This window comes from Halobacillus sp. A1-3 (assembly GCF_050971765.1).
Lineage (GTDB): Bacteria > Bacillota > Bacilli > Bacillales > Halobacillaceae > Halobacillus > Halobacillus mangrovi_B.
In genome coordinates this window covers 151935-166267 of sequence record NZ_JBPCEO010000006.1, presented here as the reverse complement: position 1 = coordinate 166267, position 14333 = coordinate 151935, and the positions used below count along the sequence as shown (strand labels likewise).

Sequence of the window (14333 nt, the reverse complement as noted above, 5' to 3'; positions counted from 1 at the left end):
ACAAAAGGATTATGAGAATTTACTGAGAAGGCGATAAAAGAATCGTTGCAGAAGTTCCCTGTCCTATTTCACTATCTAATTGAATCTCTGCGCCAAGGACTTGAGCTAACTCTTTAGCTAAAGAAAGCCCTAGACCAAACCCTCCTGATCTTCGGGACCTCGCTTCATCCACTTGATAGAATCGGTCGAACACTTTTTCAAAATGAGCTCTGGAAATGCCAATACCATGGTCGGTAATAACAATCCTTGCCTTATCACCGACTCTGTCCATCCGAACGTCAATTGGCGAATCACTGTACTTCCGGGCATTATCCATAAAAATATAAAGCAGCTGCTTCAGCTTATGCTCATCAGTCTTTACTTGTAAGCCATTGGTAACTTCAAACACGACTTCACGCTCATAGGCTTTTTCAAATGCATTGATCGTAGATTGCAGGATCTCAGATAAGGAGTAATTCTCCCATTCCATATTCCAGTGCTCATCCTGTTTCGCCAAAAGTAGAAGCTGCTGGGTCAGCTCACGCATCCGTTCCGCTTCGGATTGAATCGCTTCGACGGATTCCTTAAAAAGAGCTTCGTCGTTCTTGCCACGCCGCTTCAATAAACTTGAGTATGACTCAATAACTGTCAGAGGTGTCTTCAGTTCATGAGAAGCGTTCGATACAAACTGCTCCTGCCGATCATAGTTGGCCTCCAATTGATCGATCATCTGGTTGAAGGCCTCTGTCATCTGATAGAGCTCATCCTTAGATTGCTTTGGTGTCTCTATTCGTTGAAACTGGCCGCTCCCTCGGATATGATTCATCGTCTGAATCAGCGAGGTAATCGGCTTTGTTATCAAGTTGCTCAATAACCTCGCAGAAATAAACAACGGAATGATCGCAAGAAGCGTCACAACGAGTAAGACAATCCTTAATAACTCCAAATTCTCTGCTTCTGCCTCCATAGACTCGATCATTTGCAAAGACGCCACTTCACCGTCCGTCCAGACAATCGGAAGCGCCACAAAAGCATAAGGCGAGTCGTCAATTGCGCGGACTTCTGTAATTTCCTTCTGGTAAAAATGAGTCTCTTGTTCAACCAGATCCTGCTCATTACCAGCCGTCACGGTCGCGTCTGACTCGTTATTTTCCAGTACAATCTTAAGCATCCCGCCAGGAGGCACGTAAGCCCGAAGCAAGTCCTGGGTTGCGGCAGCACTCTGGTTCTCACTGACACCCGCTAGTACCTGTTCTGCCTCTTGCTTGGCTTGCTTGAGCTCGGTATTGAACATAATGTTTTTGAAAGAAAAATAAATCGCCACGTTAATCAAGATAAGCAGGATGACAAACAACACCGTCGTGAACACATGAATCTTATTCGTCAGCTTCATCGCGGATCCTTCAATACATAACCGACGCCTCTGACCGTATGTAGAAGCTGGGGTTCGTAGCCTTTGTCCATTTTGTTTCGTAAATATCGCACATACACATCGACAATGTTGGTGTCTCCGTAATAGTCATATCCCCAGACGTGATCGAGCAGTTGTTCACGGTTTAAAACCTGACGTTGATTTTGCATGAAATAAGCAAGCAAGGAAAACTCCTTCGCCGTAAGCTTGATCGGCTCCTCCCCTCGAAAAACTTCATGTGTTCCTTCGTTCACAGTTAGGTCAGCTAAGCGCATCGTTTTATCATCATCTGCTGGTGGAGCAGCCTTTGTCCGTAATGCAGCGCGAATCCTCGCCAATAGTTCTTCAATTTGAAACGGCTTCGTGACATAATCATTCGCACCAAGATCGAGCCCTTCCACTTTATCCTCCAGCCCATCTTTCGCCGTCAGCATAATGACTGGTGTTTGATCACCAACTGAACGAATCCGTCGTAAAAGGTCCACCCCGCTCATCTCAGGAAGCATGACATCCAACAATATCAGATCCCACGTTTGTTCACGGAATTGCTGCATTCCTTCTAAGCCGTCGAGAGCTTTGACGACACTGTATCCTTCATATTCAAGCTCGAGTTCAAGCACTCGAGCGATTTTTTCTTCGTCTTCGACCACTAAGATTGATGGCTTACTCATCGTCATCCCTCATTCGTTCGTATCGTTTACCGATAGTCTAGCACAGCTGTGGAAGATTTTTCATTCTTATATATCCAGGGATTAATAAAATAAAAAAGCCAAATTCTCTTAGCTCCTTGAAGAGAATTTGGCCTATCTTTCTACTACAATACCTTAACCTAAGTTCGTAGTTTCTTTTTTACTTTCATCTAACTCTTTTTCCAACAATGAAACTTTATTACGTTCTTCTTCCAACTGCTCTTTGAGTTGCTTGTTTTCCATTACGAGCTCATCTCTTTGGTCCATTAAAGCATTTAAATCTTCTCTCGACTTCATAGATTTTCCCCTACTTTCTTTTAATAGTTAATTCTGCCGGATACTAATCTTAGATGTCAAAATTTATCAGATGTTTTTTCGTAAGGAGGCTAGTTATGGTAGCCTCTATTAAGATATTATGTTGAAAGTTGTCGAATATTGCAAATAATTCGATTCATCTTCTGTTATCGTAGTCATTTTAACGAACAAAAAAACCTGATTCTAGCTGACCTCAGCTTAAGAAACAGGCTTTTTTTATTTCATTCTTTCTACTAGACTTTTATTTTAATATATGGCTATTTCGACCATTACAAAATTTTAAACTATTTATAGAGTAACAGTCTCCTTAAGCGGACTTAATACATCCTTAACAGCAGCCGCAGATTGATCCAAAGCCGCTTTTTCCTCATCCTTCAAAGGCAGCTCTATAACACTCTCAATCCCGTTTCCACCCAGGATCGTCGGAACACCTAGATAAATATCTTCATAACCGTATTCTCCTTCCAAATAAGCAATGGAAGGAAGAATTCTCTTCTTATCTTTGACAATCGCCTCTGCCATTTGAACAAGGGAAGCGGCTGGTGCATAGTAAGCACTTCCTTGTCCTAGAAGATTGACGATTTCTCCGCCACCTTTACGGGTGCGTTCCACAATATCGTTCAGCTGATCTTCTGATAATAGTTTATCTAATGGGATTCCACCCGCATAAGAGTAGCGTACAAGGGGAACCATGCTGTCCCCGTGTCCTCCCAGAACGAAACCAGACACATCTTCCACAGAAACACCTAACTCCTGTGATACAAACGTATTAAAACGAGATGTGTCCAGGACACCTGATTGGCCGATGACTCGGTTCTTTGGAAAACCAGTTGTTTTATAGCACACGTAAGTCATAGCATCTACCGGGTTACTCAATACTAGGATATAACTGTTTGGTGCATACTTTTTCACATTTTCAGAGACATCCTTCATGATTTTCGCATTTGTTTCTACTAATTCATCACGGCTCATCCCAGGTTTTCTTGGAATTCCCGCTGTAATGATAACCATATCTGCATCTTGAATATCCTTATAATCGGAGGTCCCGGTGATGTTCGAATCAAATTTCTGCACAGGACTTGCTTCTAACATATCCAGCGCTTTTCCTTTTGTCGGATTCTTCATGGACAGGATGTCTACCAAGACCACGTCACCTAGTTCTTTTTGTGCAATCATAAGAGCGGCTGTTGTGCCGGTATAGCCAGCTCCAACAACAGCGAATTTATTTCTCTTGAATGACATGCTCATTCCTCCTAATTAATTCGCTTCGCTTTCTTGTTGATTCTCTTCTTTTGCAGCATTGGATGAAGGAGTTTTCTTTCTTCTTGCAGGTGCTGCCTTTGGTTTAGGTTTGGATTCACTCGATTTCGTATCCGTGTTCACACTTTCTTTACCGTCTTTTTGTAAAATAACTCCCGTACCCTCGTCTGGATGAGGAATGACGTGATATCCTACGAGTTCTCCTACACGGTTGACCGCTTCTTTCCCTGCATCAACAGCAGCTTGAACAGCACTTACATCACCTTCTACAAGAACTGTTACTAGGGCAGCATCGATTTTCTCCTGTTTGACGAGAGTCACATTGGCTGCTTTTACCATCGCGTCAGCTGCTTCAATCGAACCAACCAGTCCTCTTGTTTCAATCATTCCTAAAGCTTTAGCCATTCGATCCACTCCTTTCTACTTCGACTGAATCTACAATTCCAATAATCAAGGCATCAATGGGAATAGCAGGCCCATCTTGAAGATGAGAGCTTGCACTACCTTTTGTCACCATTACCTTGTCTCCTACACCTGCTCCGATACGGTCAACCGCTACGAAGGTCGGTGCTTCAGGAGTATTATCCGAACGATCTGGCTTCACTACTAAAAACTTTAGTCCGACCAGACCGTCTTCCTTTCTTGTTGCCCATATATTCCCAATCACTTCGCCTACAATCATGATTCCAACCCCCTACGACTCCTCAATACTAATGGAGATATTGGCTTCTCTTGCTGTGTCCCTCGCTAGAGGAGTAATAATGGTTTTCTGTGAGATGTGAATGTCACTGTACGGCCACTTGTTGATCTCTTCCTGATTCAGTAGCTTTCCATTAAAATAAAAAGGTGAATCGGACTTTTTGTTTGGAGGTGGTGGAACTTCATCTGATTTCAAAATGGAAACATGATAAGATCGCAATTCTTTTTCATATTCTCGCATTTTGCGCAAATACGGAGTAGGTACCTTCTCTGGCTGAGTGTGAATCCATTCCATAGAACGGTCCAGAATAAAGTGAATGGCTACACCATTGCGCATCAATTTTGCAAAACTATCGCTTTCCGGAGTATCCGTTATTCCTAGAGCACTTTTTACAAACAAATCTTGATCTACATGAGGAAAAACGGCTTGAGAAATACTCTCAGATCCATCAAAGGAAGTCGGATCTACCCAATCCAGTGACCAGCTCGATTCCAACTTTTCGATAAGCTCGTCTTTGTGGCCATCCGTATGAATCACATGAAGAACGGGTTTTTTCTTCTCTCGGAGAACCTTTTTCTCCTTTAATATCTCAGCTACAATTTCTTCAATGAGCTGTTGATCATACATAAGAGGGCTCCACCTTTTTTAGCGTCCCTTTTTCTCCAGTCCTAATGGATCCAGCATTCGCTTCGTCTGTATCAATATGCATTTCTAACTGGTATTTTTCCGAGACGCGAATGATCGTCTTTGAAAAACTGACTTCACGCTGCGGGTTTTTCACTGTGACTTCGACGACATCCCCATCTTTCACCTTATAGTTGTCAGCATCCTGAGGGCTCATGTGAATATGAGCTTGAGCGATAATTAAACCTTCTTCTAAATAAATGCTTCCCTTTGGTCCAATAATGGTTACCGGGCTGGATTTCTCTATATCACCGGATTGTCTAATCGGTGGTTTCAGTCCTACTTTAAAAGCATCCGTTTGACTTACTTCCACTTGAGCGGCTGACCTGAGCGGTCCTAATATCCTAACCTTTGAGATGCTTCCTCTCGGCCCAGCTATGGTAACCGTTTCATTGGCTGCAAATTGTCCAGGCTGAGATAACGGAGCCTTCTCACTCAATTCATACCCCTTTCCAAATAGAACTTCTAGACTCTCTTTATTTAAATGACAATGTCTAGCGGAGACCCCGATTGGGACCTCGCTAGACGTGTTTTTCTCTGACATTTGCTTCATAACTTCTTCTACAATCGATTCTAAATGATCTCGACCCATTTTGTTCCCTCACTTTCCTCACTTACTCTTTAGGAGTAAACGATGTTGTTATTGGGCTGCGTCGATTTTAGGTAAAATGCTCTCGAGTTCATTGTGTGGACGAGGGATAACGTGTACGGATAGAAGCTCTCCGACTCTTTGAGCGGCTGCACTTCCAGATTCTGTAGCAGCTTTTACCGCCCCTACATCACCACTAACTAAGATCGTAACAATCCCTCCACCTACATGAATTTTTCCGACTAAGTTAACATTTGCTGCCTTCACCATTGCGTCCGCTGCCTCTACAGATGCTACTAAACCTTTTGTTTCGATCATTCCTAATGCGCCATTAAGTGCCATAATATATTCCTCCTAAGATTTTTTATTGATATTTTTGTAGTACTTTACTTACTATTGCAGATACCGTTTGAGCATCAACTTCATCCGTATCTACTTTTTTCAATACTTCTGATATTACTTTTTCGACATCATTTTCTTCCTTGTGGTTCTCTTTCACGTTTTGTGTGGAAGCGGATGGTTTAGGAATCTCCACTTCCTTCACTCCATAAGCTAGTCTTTTAATATTAATCAAGTGACGGGTCGTAATATTATCAGAGGTGATGTTACCTCCGTATGACCCGCACCCAAGAGTCAGCGATGGCTTCAAGTTTGTCGTTGCACCGACTGCCCCAATACTTGAAAGCGTATTAACCATTAGTCTTGAGACCGGCATCTCCTCACCGAACATCCTTGCAATCTGGTCGTCATTTGTGTGAATCGATAAACTGTGTCCACGGCCACCTAAATCCAGAAGCTCTATGCACTGCTCTTTCGCTTGATCTACGTTGTCAACCGTATATAAAGCAAAGATCGGAGATAGTTTTTCAAGAGAGAAAGGAACATCTTTTCCTACTTGATTCTCTTCTGCAATTAAAAGCCTTGTAGCTGGTGGTACATCCACCCCAGCCATTTCGGCTATTTTCCTAGCCGGGCGTCCGACGATTTTCGGATTCAGTTTCCCTGGAGCCGGAGAAATGAGTCGGGCTACTTTTTCTTTTTCAGCACCTTCAAGGAAATAGGCCCCATTATTTTTTAATTCGCGAACGGCCATCTCTTTAATATTTTGATCGATAACGATCGCTTGTTCAGTAGCACAAATAGTTCCGTTATCAAACGTTTTACTGTCCACGACCATCTTGACAGCCTTTTTCACATTACAAGATTTCTCTAAGTAGACAGGAACATTTCCGGGGCCTACCCCATAGGCTGGCTTTCCTGAACTATAAGCCGCTCGGACAAGTCCTCCTCCTCCGGTGGCTAAAATAACATGTACATCCCTGTGTTTAATTAGCTCTGTGGTCGCTGGCATCGATGGCTTCGAGATCCACCCGACAATCCCTTCAGGAGCCCCCGCTTGAACCGCTGCGTCATGACAGATCTTTAGGGCTTCAACTGTACACTTCACAGCAGATGGGTGAGGACTTACGACAATCCCGTTCCTTGTTTTCAAAGAAATCAATGTTTTAAAGATCGCCGTAGACGTTGGATTCGTAGTTGGGATAATTCCTGCTACAACCCCAAAGGGATAGGCAAATTCCGTAATTTTATTTGCTGGATCTTCATGAATAGCCCCTACGGTTTTGTCATTTTTAATGGATTCATAAACATCTTTTGAACCAACTTGATTTTTAATTGTTTTATGTTCGACTACACCCATAGACGTTTCTTCTACAGCCAATTCTGCTAAATATTTCGATTTGTCATAAGCAGCTTCAGCTACAGCTGCGACTACCCGATCAACTTTTTCCTGAGAAAAAGCTTCATATTTCTTTTGTGCAGCGTTAGCCTTCTTTACAGCTGTTCTCATTTCTTGCATCGATTGTAAATCGTGATCAAATTCCACTAAAATTACACTCCCTTCTCTTTAACTCCGAACAGGATGACTGGCTACATCAATCACGGCTTGACGAAACGCATCCGCCGCCGCCATACAGGAGGATTGAGAACCAGTGAGCAGCCCTCCTCCAAAGTTTGTTTCCGTTGGAGGACCATAAAAGCAGGCTAGTTCAACATCTGAAGCTTTTAGTGCCGCATCCAATGCGTAGGTAGCTTCAAGCGGTGGAGCAATCAGATAAGCAATCGCTCCTCCTTGTTCTACACCTGCTTCTTTGGATAAAAAGGATCCAGTTCTTGAAACGACGTGAGCATATAAGCTATGTGATTGTTCATCATCAAGTGCTTCAAAATAAGCTTGGCCATCGACAACCTGGTGAATGACTTCCATGGCACTCTTCACTTCATCTGGATCCGGCCCTGCAACGACACCCATGAATTCACCGGATAAGGGACCAGAGGAATGGTCAGCACCGGCATAAAACGAGTGAGCATATGCCACTTCCACGTCTGCTTTCTTAGTAGCTTCATCAAGCGCCGTGACGCCGACATCGTCCATCGTTATCGTAAAAAGGCCAAGACTTCTTTGAGATGAACTTAAATTAAACTGCTTAGCTAACATAGGATCTACGTTTGGAATGATACGGACAGAAAGAATCTCGGCATATATAGGCTCTAACTTCATTTCTTATTCCTACCCTTCCTTTTTCACAAGCTCGACGCCGCTTGCCTCGTAATCTAGTATTTTTTCTATGACGCCGCCTAAGTAGGCTCCCGCTTCCACTGGTGGAATGCCTCCTCGGTGAATATTGGAAACGACTTGACGCTGAGATTCGATCGTCCCCTTTCTCGGCTTGTAACAAAGATAGGCGCTCATCGATTCCGCACTGATAAGCCCTGGACGTTCACCAATTAAGTACACAATCACCTCAGGCTTTAACTCTTCTCCGACATCGTCCATAGCAGCCACACGGCCTTTTTCTATAAAGAAGGACGTACCGACATCAAGGCCGAGACTTTTCAAAGACTGCTGGAGCGATAGGTACACATCCTCCAGATTTTCATCAATGGCTTTGGAACTGAGGCCATCAGAAACGATGATTTGGACTTGAGGATTTTTCTTGCAAGCTTCTTGGATTTTTTCTTTCGCTTCATCGGAAAGCTTCCTGCCATAGTCAGGCCTGCGAATGTATGTTTCTTGGTCACTGACCTTTGTATTCACAACAAACAAATCCAAATCCTCTAACAAACTGCGGTCGACAGTTCCATAAACGGCATCAACTGCAGCTGCGTGATCGTAACGGAATTGAAGCCATGTGTTCGTCTTCGGTCTGACTCCCGCTCGACCAACACCAATTCTTGCGGGTGTCTTACTCTTCAATTCTTGTATATCCTCACTATCCTCTTTCTGAGCGGAAGATTTAGTTTTTGTCTCTGAACGAGTAGGTTTAGACTCTTGTTGAGTTGGAAACTTTGATAAAATAGCTTTTCCTTCTATATGAGCCTCTGTATCTGTCGTTGATTCAATCGTTTTGTAACCCTTATCGGAAGACGTGTGGTCCCAGATTTTCACACCAGAAGTTGTGGGCTGGTGATCTTTTTTTGGATCATTCATTTTTTCCATGACCAGGCGAGTTACCTTTTCAATCATTTCTTTATCCATTCGCATCACCTCCTATCGAGTGAATATCGTTGGATCTCCAGCACGGGAGGTCAGCTTCCCGTTTTCCATAATTCCCATGATCTCAAGCCAGTTTTCAAATTCAGGAGAAGGCTTCTTTCCAAACGTTTCTCTTAGAGTCGCTACATCGTGATAACTCATGGACTGGTAATTCAACATGCAGTCATCCCCCATGGGGGTAGCAATGATAAAGTTGACGCCAGCGGTAGATAGCAAGACTCCTAAATCTTCTATATCGTTTTGATCGGTTTTCATATGGTTTGTATAGCAGATGTCTACACCCATCGGGATCAGATGCATCTTACCCATGAAATGATCCTCAAGCCCTGCGCGGATCACTTGTTTGTTGTTGTAAAGGTACTCTGGACCAATAAACCCGACTACCGTATTGACAATGAAAGGATCATAGTATTTTGCAAACCCATAATTTCTAGCCTCAAGCGTCAGTTGGTCGATGCCATGATGGGCTTCTGCGGATAATTCTGATCCCTGACCCGTTTCAAAATATAGGCGCTGAGGACCGGTACCTGTTCCTTTCACTTTTGCAAGTTCGTTTGCTTCTTCGAGAATGGCAGCATCAATACCAAAGGATCGGTTTGCTGTTTCTGTTCCGGCAATACTTTGGAAAATCATATCCGCAGGGGCTCCTTGCTCAATGGCTTTCATTTGAGCTGTAACGTGGGCCAGTACGCAGTTTTGTGCGGGAACTTTCCACTCTTCCATAAAATCTTTCGTTGCGTGTAAGAGCCTCTTCACACTTTCGACTGACTCTTCAACTGGATTGATTCCGATCACCGCATCTCCTATTCCATAAGAGAGACCTTCTTTTAATGAAGCCATCATTCCGTCTACCCGATCAGTTGGGTGGTTCGGTTGTAGTCTTGAAGCCAGGGTACCTTTCTGGCCGATGGAAATATTGCATTTAGTTACGACTTCCAATTTGTTCGCCGCAAAAACTAAATCCAAGTTGGACATGATTTTTGTTACAGCCGCAATCATTTCACTATTTAATCCTCTGCTGAGTCTTTTAAGGTCTTCTCCTGATGTATCGCTGGAAAGAATGTATTCTCTAAGCTCCGCCACACTCCAGTTTTTAATTTCTTTATAAACAGGCTCATTGATTTGTCCATCAATGATACGTGAGACCTCATCATCTTCTGGAGCAAGCATCGGATTCTCTCTAATATCCTTCAGCAACAATTCGCTGAGAACGGTTTTGGCTGCAATTCTTTCCTGGACGCTTTCTGCCGCAATCCCCGCTAGCCGGTCGCCCGATTTTTCTTCATTGGCTTTTGCAAAAAGCGATGTGAGAGAAGAAAATTGATACGTGTGATCTAAATGTGTTGTAGTTAAATTCACTGAAGTACCCTCCTTTCTGTTAATGGAATGTGAGTGTTTTGATAACCACAGGCACTACACCCGAGTCCAGAGTAGAACCTATATCCAAGTAATCTCCGTTTTCAACTTTGATCTGGTCGATACAGACAATCTCTCGGTTCTTGTTAACGACCTGGAGTGCTTGCCCCAGTGATTTGGCCAAGTCTCTTTCCAAAACAATAACGATAGGCTGATTACTTAAATAGTTGTCAAAGGCGTTTGTTAACGCTTTGGCTAACCGCTGTATATCCTTGAATCCTAAAAGTGGAATATCAGAGAGATAGACCGCTATCTTGATTCCTTCTCTATTTGGATCAAAGACATCTACGCCAGCTTTAATATTGTTTTTCAACTGTTGTAAGGCTCTGTCGAATCCCTCATCAAAGGTGATAATGTGTACGGGCATATTTCGCAGAGGGAGCGTTTGATTGTCGACTTGGATGGTTGCTCCACTGATTTCTGTCGTTTGGGTACCAGCCCCGAGCACCGTAGCTCTCACTGTTTCTCTTGGCTTAATCCACTCTATTTGACTCAATTGTTGGTTAGCCCGTAGAGATTTGGCTAGCAATACACCAATATCGTCATAGAGATGGTTTGAGGTACAGTTATCCGGGAAGTAAATGCATTCCGATACTCCCCCGGAGAACATGATCTTATCTACCGGTCTGTTCCATTTGGGTTTATGCCCTAAGAGAAGAGGTTCGTCACCTTCCAACTTTCCATTCAGCATTTTGGATACGACCTCAGCCATATAACCCGTGACTTTTGATAGTTTCCCAGAATCTACTGGCTCCTCCTCTTTAAGAGTCAGCCCTAGATTTTCACTAGCTTTTTTGATTGGATCTGCGATATATTTGATTTCGTTTTGATTTAATTCTATTAATTTCCCACCTACATGAAGAGTGCAGGTGCCAAGCAGCTTTCCGTAATGGTAGACCGCGACGTTCGCAGTTCCACCACCAATATCGATGTTTGCAATGGTTTTGTTTGTCTGCTTCGATAACTCATAAGCTCCTGAACCTTTCGCTGCAATGATACTCTCTAAGTCGGGGCCGGCTGTTGCTACTAAAAACTTCCCCGCATGATCTGAGAGATGATTGATCATGTCTTTGGCGTTTGACTTGGTTGCAGTTTCACCTGTTATAATCACTGCGCCTGTTTGGATCTCCTCCGCTTTTATTCCAGCTTCCTTATATTGGTCTCGGACAAGTTCATCGACTTTTTCCATGTCGATTTCTTTACCTTCAACTAATGGAGTTCGAAATATGGGGCTCTCATAGATGACTTCTTTATCAGTGATTTCAATACGCGGCATATGAGTCATACCAGCCGTATTTCTCAGTGATAATCTACTGATCACCAGCTTTGTGGTACTTGTTCCTATATCAATTCCTGCACTTATGATGACTTCAGTACTTCTACCACTCACGAAGCGCACCTCCACATGTACAAAAAAAGGCACCTTACACAAACTATCCGCAGGGATAGCTGTATAAGGCGCCTTTGCCATTTACCATTCATTTTTAAAGTATTCTTAATCAGAATATTAAGTCATTCATGACTATTTGTAAAGGGTTTCATTAAAAATGACCTCTTCATTCCCCTCTTCTTCGACATAGTCTCTCATTTCTTGAAGACTATTGCATGTGACGAGTTTTCTAATGGAGTTCAACCCTTTTCGATTCACAGCAGAAGTGATGACAATCGGTCCTTTAGGTATAACTTTTCGCAGCTGCTTGACCGCTCTCGAAAGGTCTGCTTGGTCATCATCTGCTTTTGTGACAACGCCGATGGGAAGTTTATTCAACCCTGTACTGAAACCAGGCGGGAAAATCATTTTCTTTTTTGTAGCATCCTGAATAAATAAAACGTGAGTAACCTCTAGAGATGTCGCCATAATATTTTTATAATACATAGGATTTTCCGTGTACTCTCCAGGTGTGTCCACAATCCAATCCTCATAGTTCAATGATTGAGTTTTCATGGCTTTAGCTTCGTGTCCAAGCAAGGCGTGAGTCAACGTAGATTTCCCTGCTCCGATCGATCCAATCATCATAGCACGATTTCGTTTGGACAATGATACGCCCCCCTTATGATTTCGTGATTTCTGAAGGAGTGTATCCAAGAGTTTCGGAAAGAAAACGATTGACTTCTCTCATTGATTGATCTACCTCCGAAACACTTCCTATCAACACAAGACTCCCTGTAAATCGATCCAAAAACCCAATCTTCACATGGGCTGCTTTTGTTGCATAATCTCCAGCTATAATCACCGTTTCACTGGGGGTCAACGTTAGTATACCTAATGCTCCTGACTCCTCGATACCTAACTTTTCGAACATATCAATATCAGGATTGGCAATAAGGTGACTGAGAGTGATTTGTTTTCCAGGAACAAATTCTTGTATAAACCGTTTCTTCTCTTCGCTCATTTTTGTAACCCTCCAGATTTCTCCTCAATTATTTCGCTTCTTTTTTTGACTCATCAGAAGCAACTACATCCCCCTCAAAAGCTTCTTCTTCAATATATTCGTCTTTTGCGATAACCCCAGTTTCCCGGTCAATTCGCTCAAGCTCTCTTGCCTTCGGAACAGATAGCCAGTAAGCTAATCCGATAGCGATCACACCTGCTGATAGCTTTCCAACAATAATAGGAAGAATCAATGTAGGCTGAAAGTTAGCTGTAAAGGATAGGTGATCTCCTAATAAGAAAGCCGCACATACTGCAAAAGCAATGTTGATGACTTTATCCTTCGGAGGCATATGACGAACCAGTTTAAACATCGCTAGGATATTTGCAATGGTAGCGACTAAACCGGCACTCCCTACAGAGCTCAATCCAAGCTTTTTACCCATAGCCTCCAAAGGTCTTGAAGCATATTTTCTTAGTAAATAAACCATTGGGAAAGCACCCGCTAGCATAATTCCAATATAACCGGCAGTCTCGAGCGCTCTGAATTGGTCTTCAGAATCAGCCATAATCGGATCGAAACCCCAAGCACCGGATACATTCGTAAATAGACCCGTGAAAATTTCAACAATTGAGAAGACCAATACTAACTTGATCGCTGCATCTAGGATTCTTCCAAACCACATAAACCCTTTAATCATAATATCGGGTAAGAAATACAGACCAGCTGCTAGAATAACCACAAAAATCAAAAGTGGCGTAAGGTTCATAAATATTTTCAAGTAACTCAGTGTAAATTCATAAGAAGACTCCGTGTTGGTAGAAACGACTTCTCTTACTTTAGAGTTTGTCATCGTGATGATAACACTTGAAATGAATACACCAATAGGAATGGTCAGTAAACCCGACATAATCCCTAAGGCCATGAACTTATGGTCACGTTTATCTAACATCGCAAGCCCCATAGGTATAGAAAATACGATTGTTGCCCCAGCCATGAAACCAACAATCAAAGCCATAATCCATCCTTCATAAGACTCTTGGAGTGCTTGAGCTAACTGATATCCTCCCATATCCGATGCCAGGATTGCTGTAGCAGCAATTGCTGGATCTGCCCCTATCTTTTCAAAAAGAGGACCAACAACCTTATCTATGGACCAGGATAAATAGGGAATGGAAGCCATAATTCCTGCTGCAGGAACAAAGATGTGCCCAATGGCGTGAACCCCTTCCATAAATTGACCACCTAATCCATCCTCACTATTCTTAATGGAGGCAATCGCACCAATGACTGCACAAGCCATAATAATATAAATGACAATGTTACCGATTAATACCATCCAGCATCCCTGCCTTTCTAAAT

At 42.9% G+C, this 14333-nt stretch carries 17 protein-coding genes; all 17 read right to left on the bottom strand.

The window, feature by feature from the left end:
* Nucleotides 1-19: 19 nt before the first annotated feature.
* Nucleotides 20-1372 carry a sensor histidine kinase gene (locus ACRYKC_RS12250; protein ID WP_433807014.1) on the bottom strand — a complete coding sequence of 451 codons (1353 nt, stop codon included), beginning with the start codon at nucleotides 1370-1372 and terminating at the stop codon, nucleotides 20-22.
* The gene (locus ACRYKC_RS12245; protein WP_433807013.1) at nucleotides 1369-2061 is read right to left on the bottom strand and encodes a response regulator transcription factor; all 693 of its coding nucleotides are present in this window, start codon (nucleotides 2059-2061) and stop codon (nucleotides 1369-1371) included. The genes ACRYKC_RS12250 and ACRYKC_RS12245 overlap by 4 nt, the downstream gene beginning before the upstream one ends.
* A gap of 153 nt (nucleotides 2062-2214) precedes the next feature.
* Nucleotides 2215-2376 carry a hypothetical protein gene (locus ACRYKC_RS12240; protein ID WP_433807012.1) on the bottom strand — a complete coding sequence of 54 codons (162 nt, stop codon included), beginning with the start codon at nucleotides 2374-2376 and terminating at the stop codon, nucleotides 2215-2217.
* A gap of 306 nt (nucleotides 2377-2682) precedes the next feature.
* The gene (mdh, locus tag ACRYKC_RS12235; RefSeq protein ID WP_433807011.1) at nucleotides 2683-3636 is read right to left on the bottom strand and encodes a malate dehydrogenase; all 954 of its coding nucleotides are present in this window, start codon (nucleotides 3634-3636) and stop codon (nucleotides 2683-2685) included.
* A 15-nt stretch (nucleotides 3637-3651) separates the two neighbouring features.
* On the bottom strand, nucleotides 3652-4059 hold the full coding sequence (locus ACRYKC_RS12230) for a BMC domain-containing protein (RefSeq protein ID WP_433807010.1): 408 nt from the start codon (nucleotides 4057-4059) through the stop codon (nucleotides 3652-3654).
* Complete coding sequence (locus ACRYKC_RS12225; RefSeq protein ID WP_433807009.1) at nucleotides 4052-4336, bottom strand: EutN/CcmL family microcompartment protein; 285 nt, start codon at nucleotides 4334-4336, stop codon at nucleotides 4052-4054. The genes ACRYKC_RS12230 and ACRYKC_RS12225 overlap by 8 nt, the downstream gene beginning before the upstream one ends.
* Before the next feature lie 12 nt (nucleotides 4337-4348).
* Nucleotides 4349-4981 carry a hypothetical protein gene (locus ACRYKC_RS12220; RefSeq protein ID WP_433807008.1) on the bottom strand — a complete coding sequence of 211 codons (633 nt, stop codon included), beginning with the start codon at nucleotides 4979-4981 and terminating at the stop codon, nucleotides 4349-4351.
* Nucleotides 4974-5630 carry a phosphate propanoyltransferase gene (locus ACRYKC_RS12215; RefSeq protein ID WP_433807007.1) on the bottom strand — a complete coding sequence of 219 codons (657 nt, stop codon included), beginning with the start codon at nucleotides 5628-5630 and terminating at the stop codon, nucleotides 4974-4976. The genes ACRYKC_RS12220 and ACRYKC_RS12215 overlap by 8 nt, the downstream gene beginning before the upstream one ends.
* Before the next feature lie 48 nt (nucleotides 5631-5678).
* Entirely contained in the window at nucleotides 5679-5969 is a 291-nt protein-coding gene (locus ACRYKC_RS12210; RefSeq protein WP_085028730.1) for a BMC domain-containing protein, read from the bottom strand.
* A gap of 22 nt (nucleotides 5970-5991) precedes the next feature.
* Complete coding sequence (locus ACRYKC_RS12205) at nucleotides 5992-7512, bottom strand: aldehyde dehydrogenase family protein (protein ID WP_433807006.1); 1521 nt, start codon at nucleotides 7510-7512, stop codon at nucleotides 5992-5994.
* Between the two features lie 21 nt (nucleotides 7513-7533).
* The gene (gene eutL, locus ACRYKC_RS12200) at nucleotides 7534-8187 is read right to left on the bottom strand and encodes an ethanolamine utilization microcompartment protein EutL (protein WP_433807005.1); all 654 of its coding nucleotides are present in this window, start codon (nucleotides 8185-8187) and stop codon (nucleotides 7534-7536) included.
* Nucleotides 8188-8196: 9 nt separating this feature from the next.
* Entirely contained in the window at nucleotides 8197-9165 is a 969-nt protein-coding gene (gene eutC, locus ACRYKC_RS12195) for an ethanolamine ammonia-lyase subunit EutC (RefSeq protein WP_433807004.1), read from the bottom strand.
* A gap of 12 nt (nucleotides 9166-9177) precedes the next feature.
* Entirely contained in the window at nucleotides 9178-10542 is a 1365-nt protein-coding gene (locus tag ACRYKC_RS12190; RefSeq protein ID WP_433807003.1) for an ethanolamine ammonia-lyase subunit EutB, read from the bottom strand.
* A gap of 19 nt (nucleotides 10543-10561) precedes the next feature.
* Nucleotides 10562-11989: an ethanolamine ammonia-lyase reactivating factor EutA gene (locus tag ACRYKC_RS12185; protein WP_433807002.1), complete on the bottom strand. Its 1428-nt coding sequence runs from the start codon at nucleotides 11987-11989 to the stop codon at nucleotides 10562-10564.
* A 132-nt stretch (nucleotides 11990-12121) separates the two neighbouring features.
* A complete protein-coding gene (locus ACRYKC_RS12180) occupies nucleotides 12122-12637 on the bottom strand; it encodes a EutP/PduV family microcompartment system protein (RefSeq protein WP_433807001.1) in 516 nt (171 codons plus the stop codon).
* Nucleotides 12638-12650: 13 nt separating this feature from the next.
* Entirely contained in the window at nucleotides 12651-12992 is a 342-nt protein-coding gene (eutS, locus tag ACRYKC_RS12175) for an ethanolamine utilization microcompartment protein EutS (RefSeq protein ID WP_433807000.1), read from the bottom strand.
* A 28-nt stretch (nucleotides 12993-13020) separates the two neighbouring features.
* Nucleotides 13021-14310 (bottom strand): ethanolamine utilization protein EutH, encoded by a 1290-nt coding sequence (gene eutH, locus ACRYKC_RS12170; protein ID WP_433806999.1) that lies wholly within the window; start codon nucleotides 14308-14310, stop codon nucleotides 13021-13023.
* Between the last annotated feature and the right edge of the window lie 23 nt (nucleotides 14311-14333).

Excerpts from the sequence above, each read along its gene's own strand:
- eutS (WP_433807000.1), bottom strand. The coding sequence starts at position 12,992 with ATGAGCGAAGAGAAGAAACGGTTTATACAAGAATTTGTTCCTGGAAAA.
- ACRYKC_RS12210 (WP_085028730.1), bottom strand. The coding sequence starts at position 5,969 with ATGGCACTTAATGGCGCATTAGGAATGATCGAAACAAAAGGTTTAGTA.
- ACRYKC_RS12215 (WP_433807007.1), bottom strand. The coding sequence starts at position 5,630 with ATGGGTCGAGATCATTTAGAATCGATTGTAGAAGAAGTTATGAAGCAA.
- eutH (WP_433806999.1), bottom strand. The coding sequence starts at position 14,310 with ATGGTATTAATCGGTAACATTGTCATTTATATTATTATGGCTTGTGCA.
- ACRYKC_RS12225 (WP_433807009.1), bottom strand. The coding sequence starts at position 4,336 with ATGATTGTAGGCGAAGTGATTGGGAATATATGGGCAACAAGAAAGGAA.
- ACRYKC_RS12250 (WP_433807014.1), bottom strand. The coding sequence starts at position 1,372 with ATGAAGCTGACGAATAAGATTCATGTGTTCACGACGGTGTTGTTTGTC.
- eutC (WP_433807004.1), bottom strand. The coding sequence starts at position 9,165 with ATGGATAAAGAAATGATTGAAAAGGTAACTCGCCTGGTCATGGAAAAA.
- ACRYKC_RS12220 (WP_433807008.1), bottom strand. The coding sequence starts at position 4,981 with ATGTATGATCAACAGCTCATTGAAGAAATTGTAGCTGAGATATTAAAG.
- eutL (WP_433807005.1), bottom strand. The coding sequence starts at position 8,187 with ATGAAGTTAGAGCCTATATATGCCGAGATTCTTTCTGTCCGTATCATT.
- ACRYKC_RS12245 (WP_433807013.1), bottom strand. The coding sequence starts at position 2,061 with ATGAGTAAGCCATCAATCTTAGTGGTCGAAGACGAAGAAAAAATCGCT.
- mdh (WP_433807011.1), bottom strand. The coding sequence starts at position 3,636 with ATGTCATTCAAGAGAAATAAATTCGCTGTTGTTGGAGCTGGCTATACC.
- ACRYKC_RS12240 (WP_433807012.1), bottom strand. The coding sequence starts at position 2,376 with ATGAAGTCGAGAGAAGATTTAAATGCTTTAATGGACCAAAGAGATGAG.
- ACRYKC_RS12230 (WP_433807010.1), bottom strand. The coding sequence starts at position 4,059 with ATGGCTAAAGCTTTAGGAATGATTGAAACAAGAGGACTGGTTGGTTCG.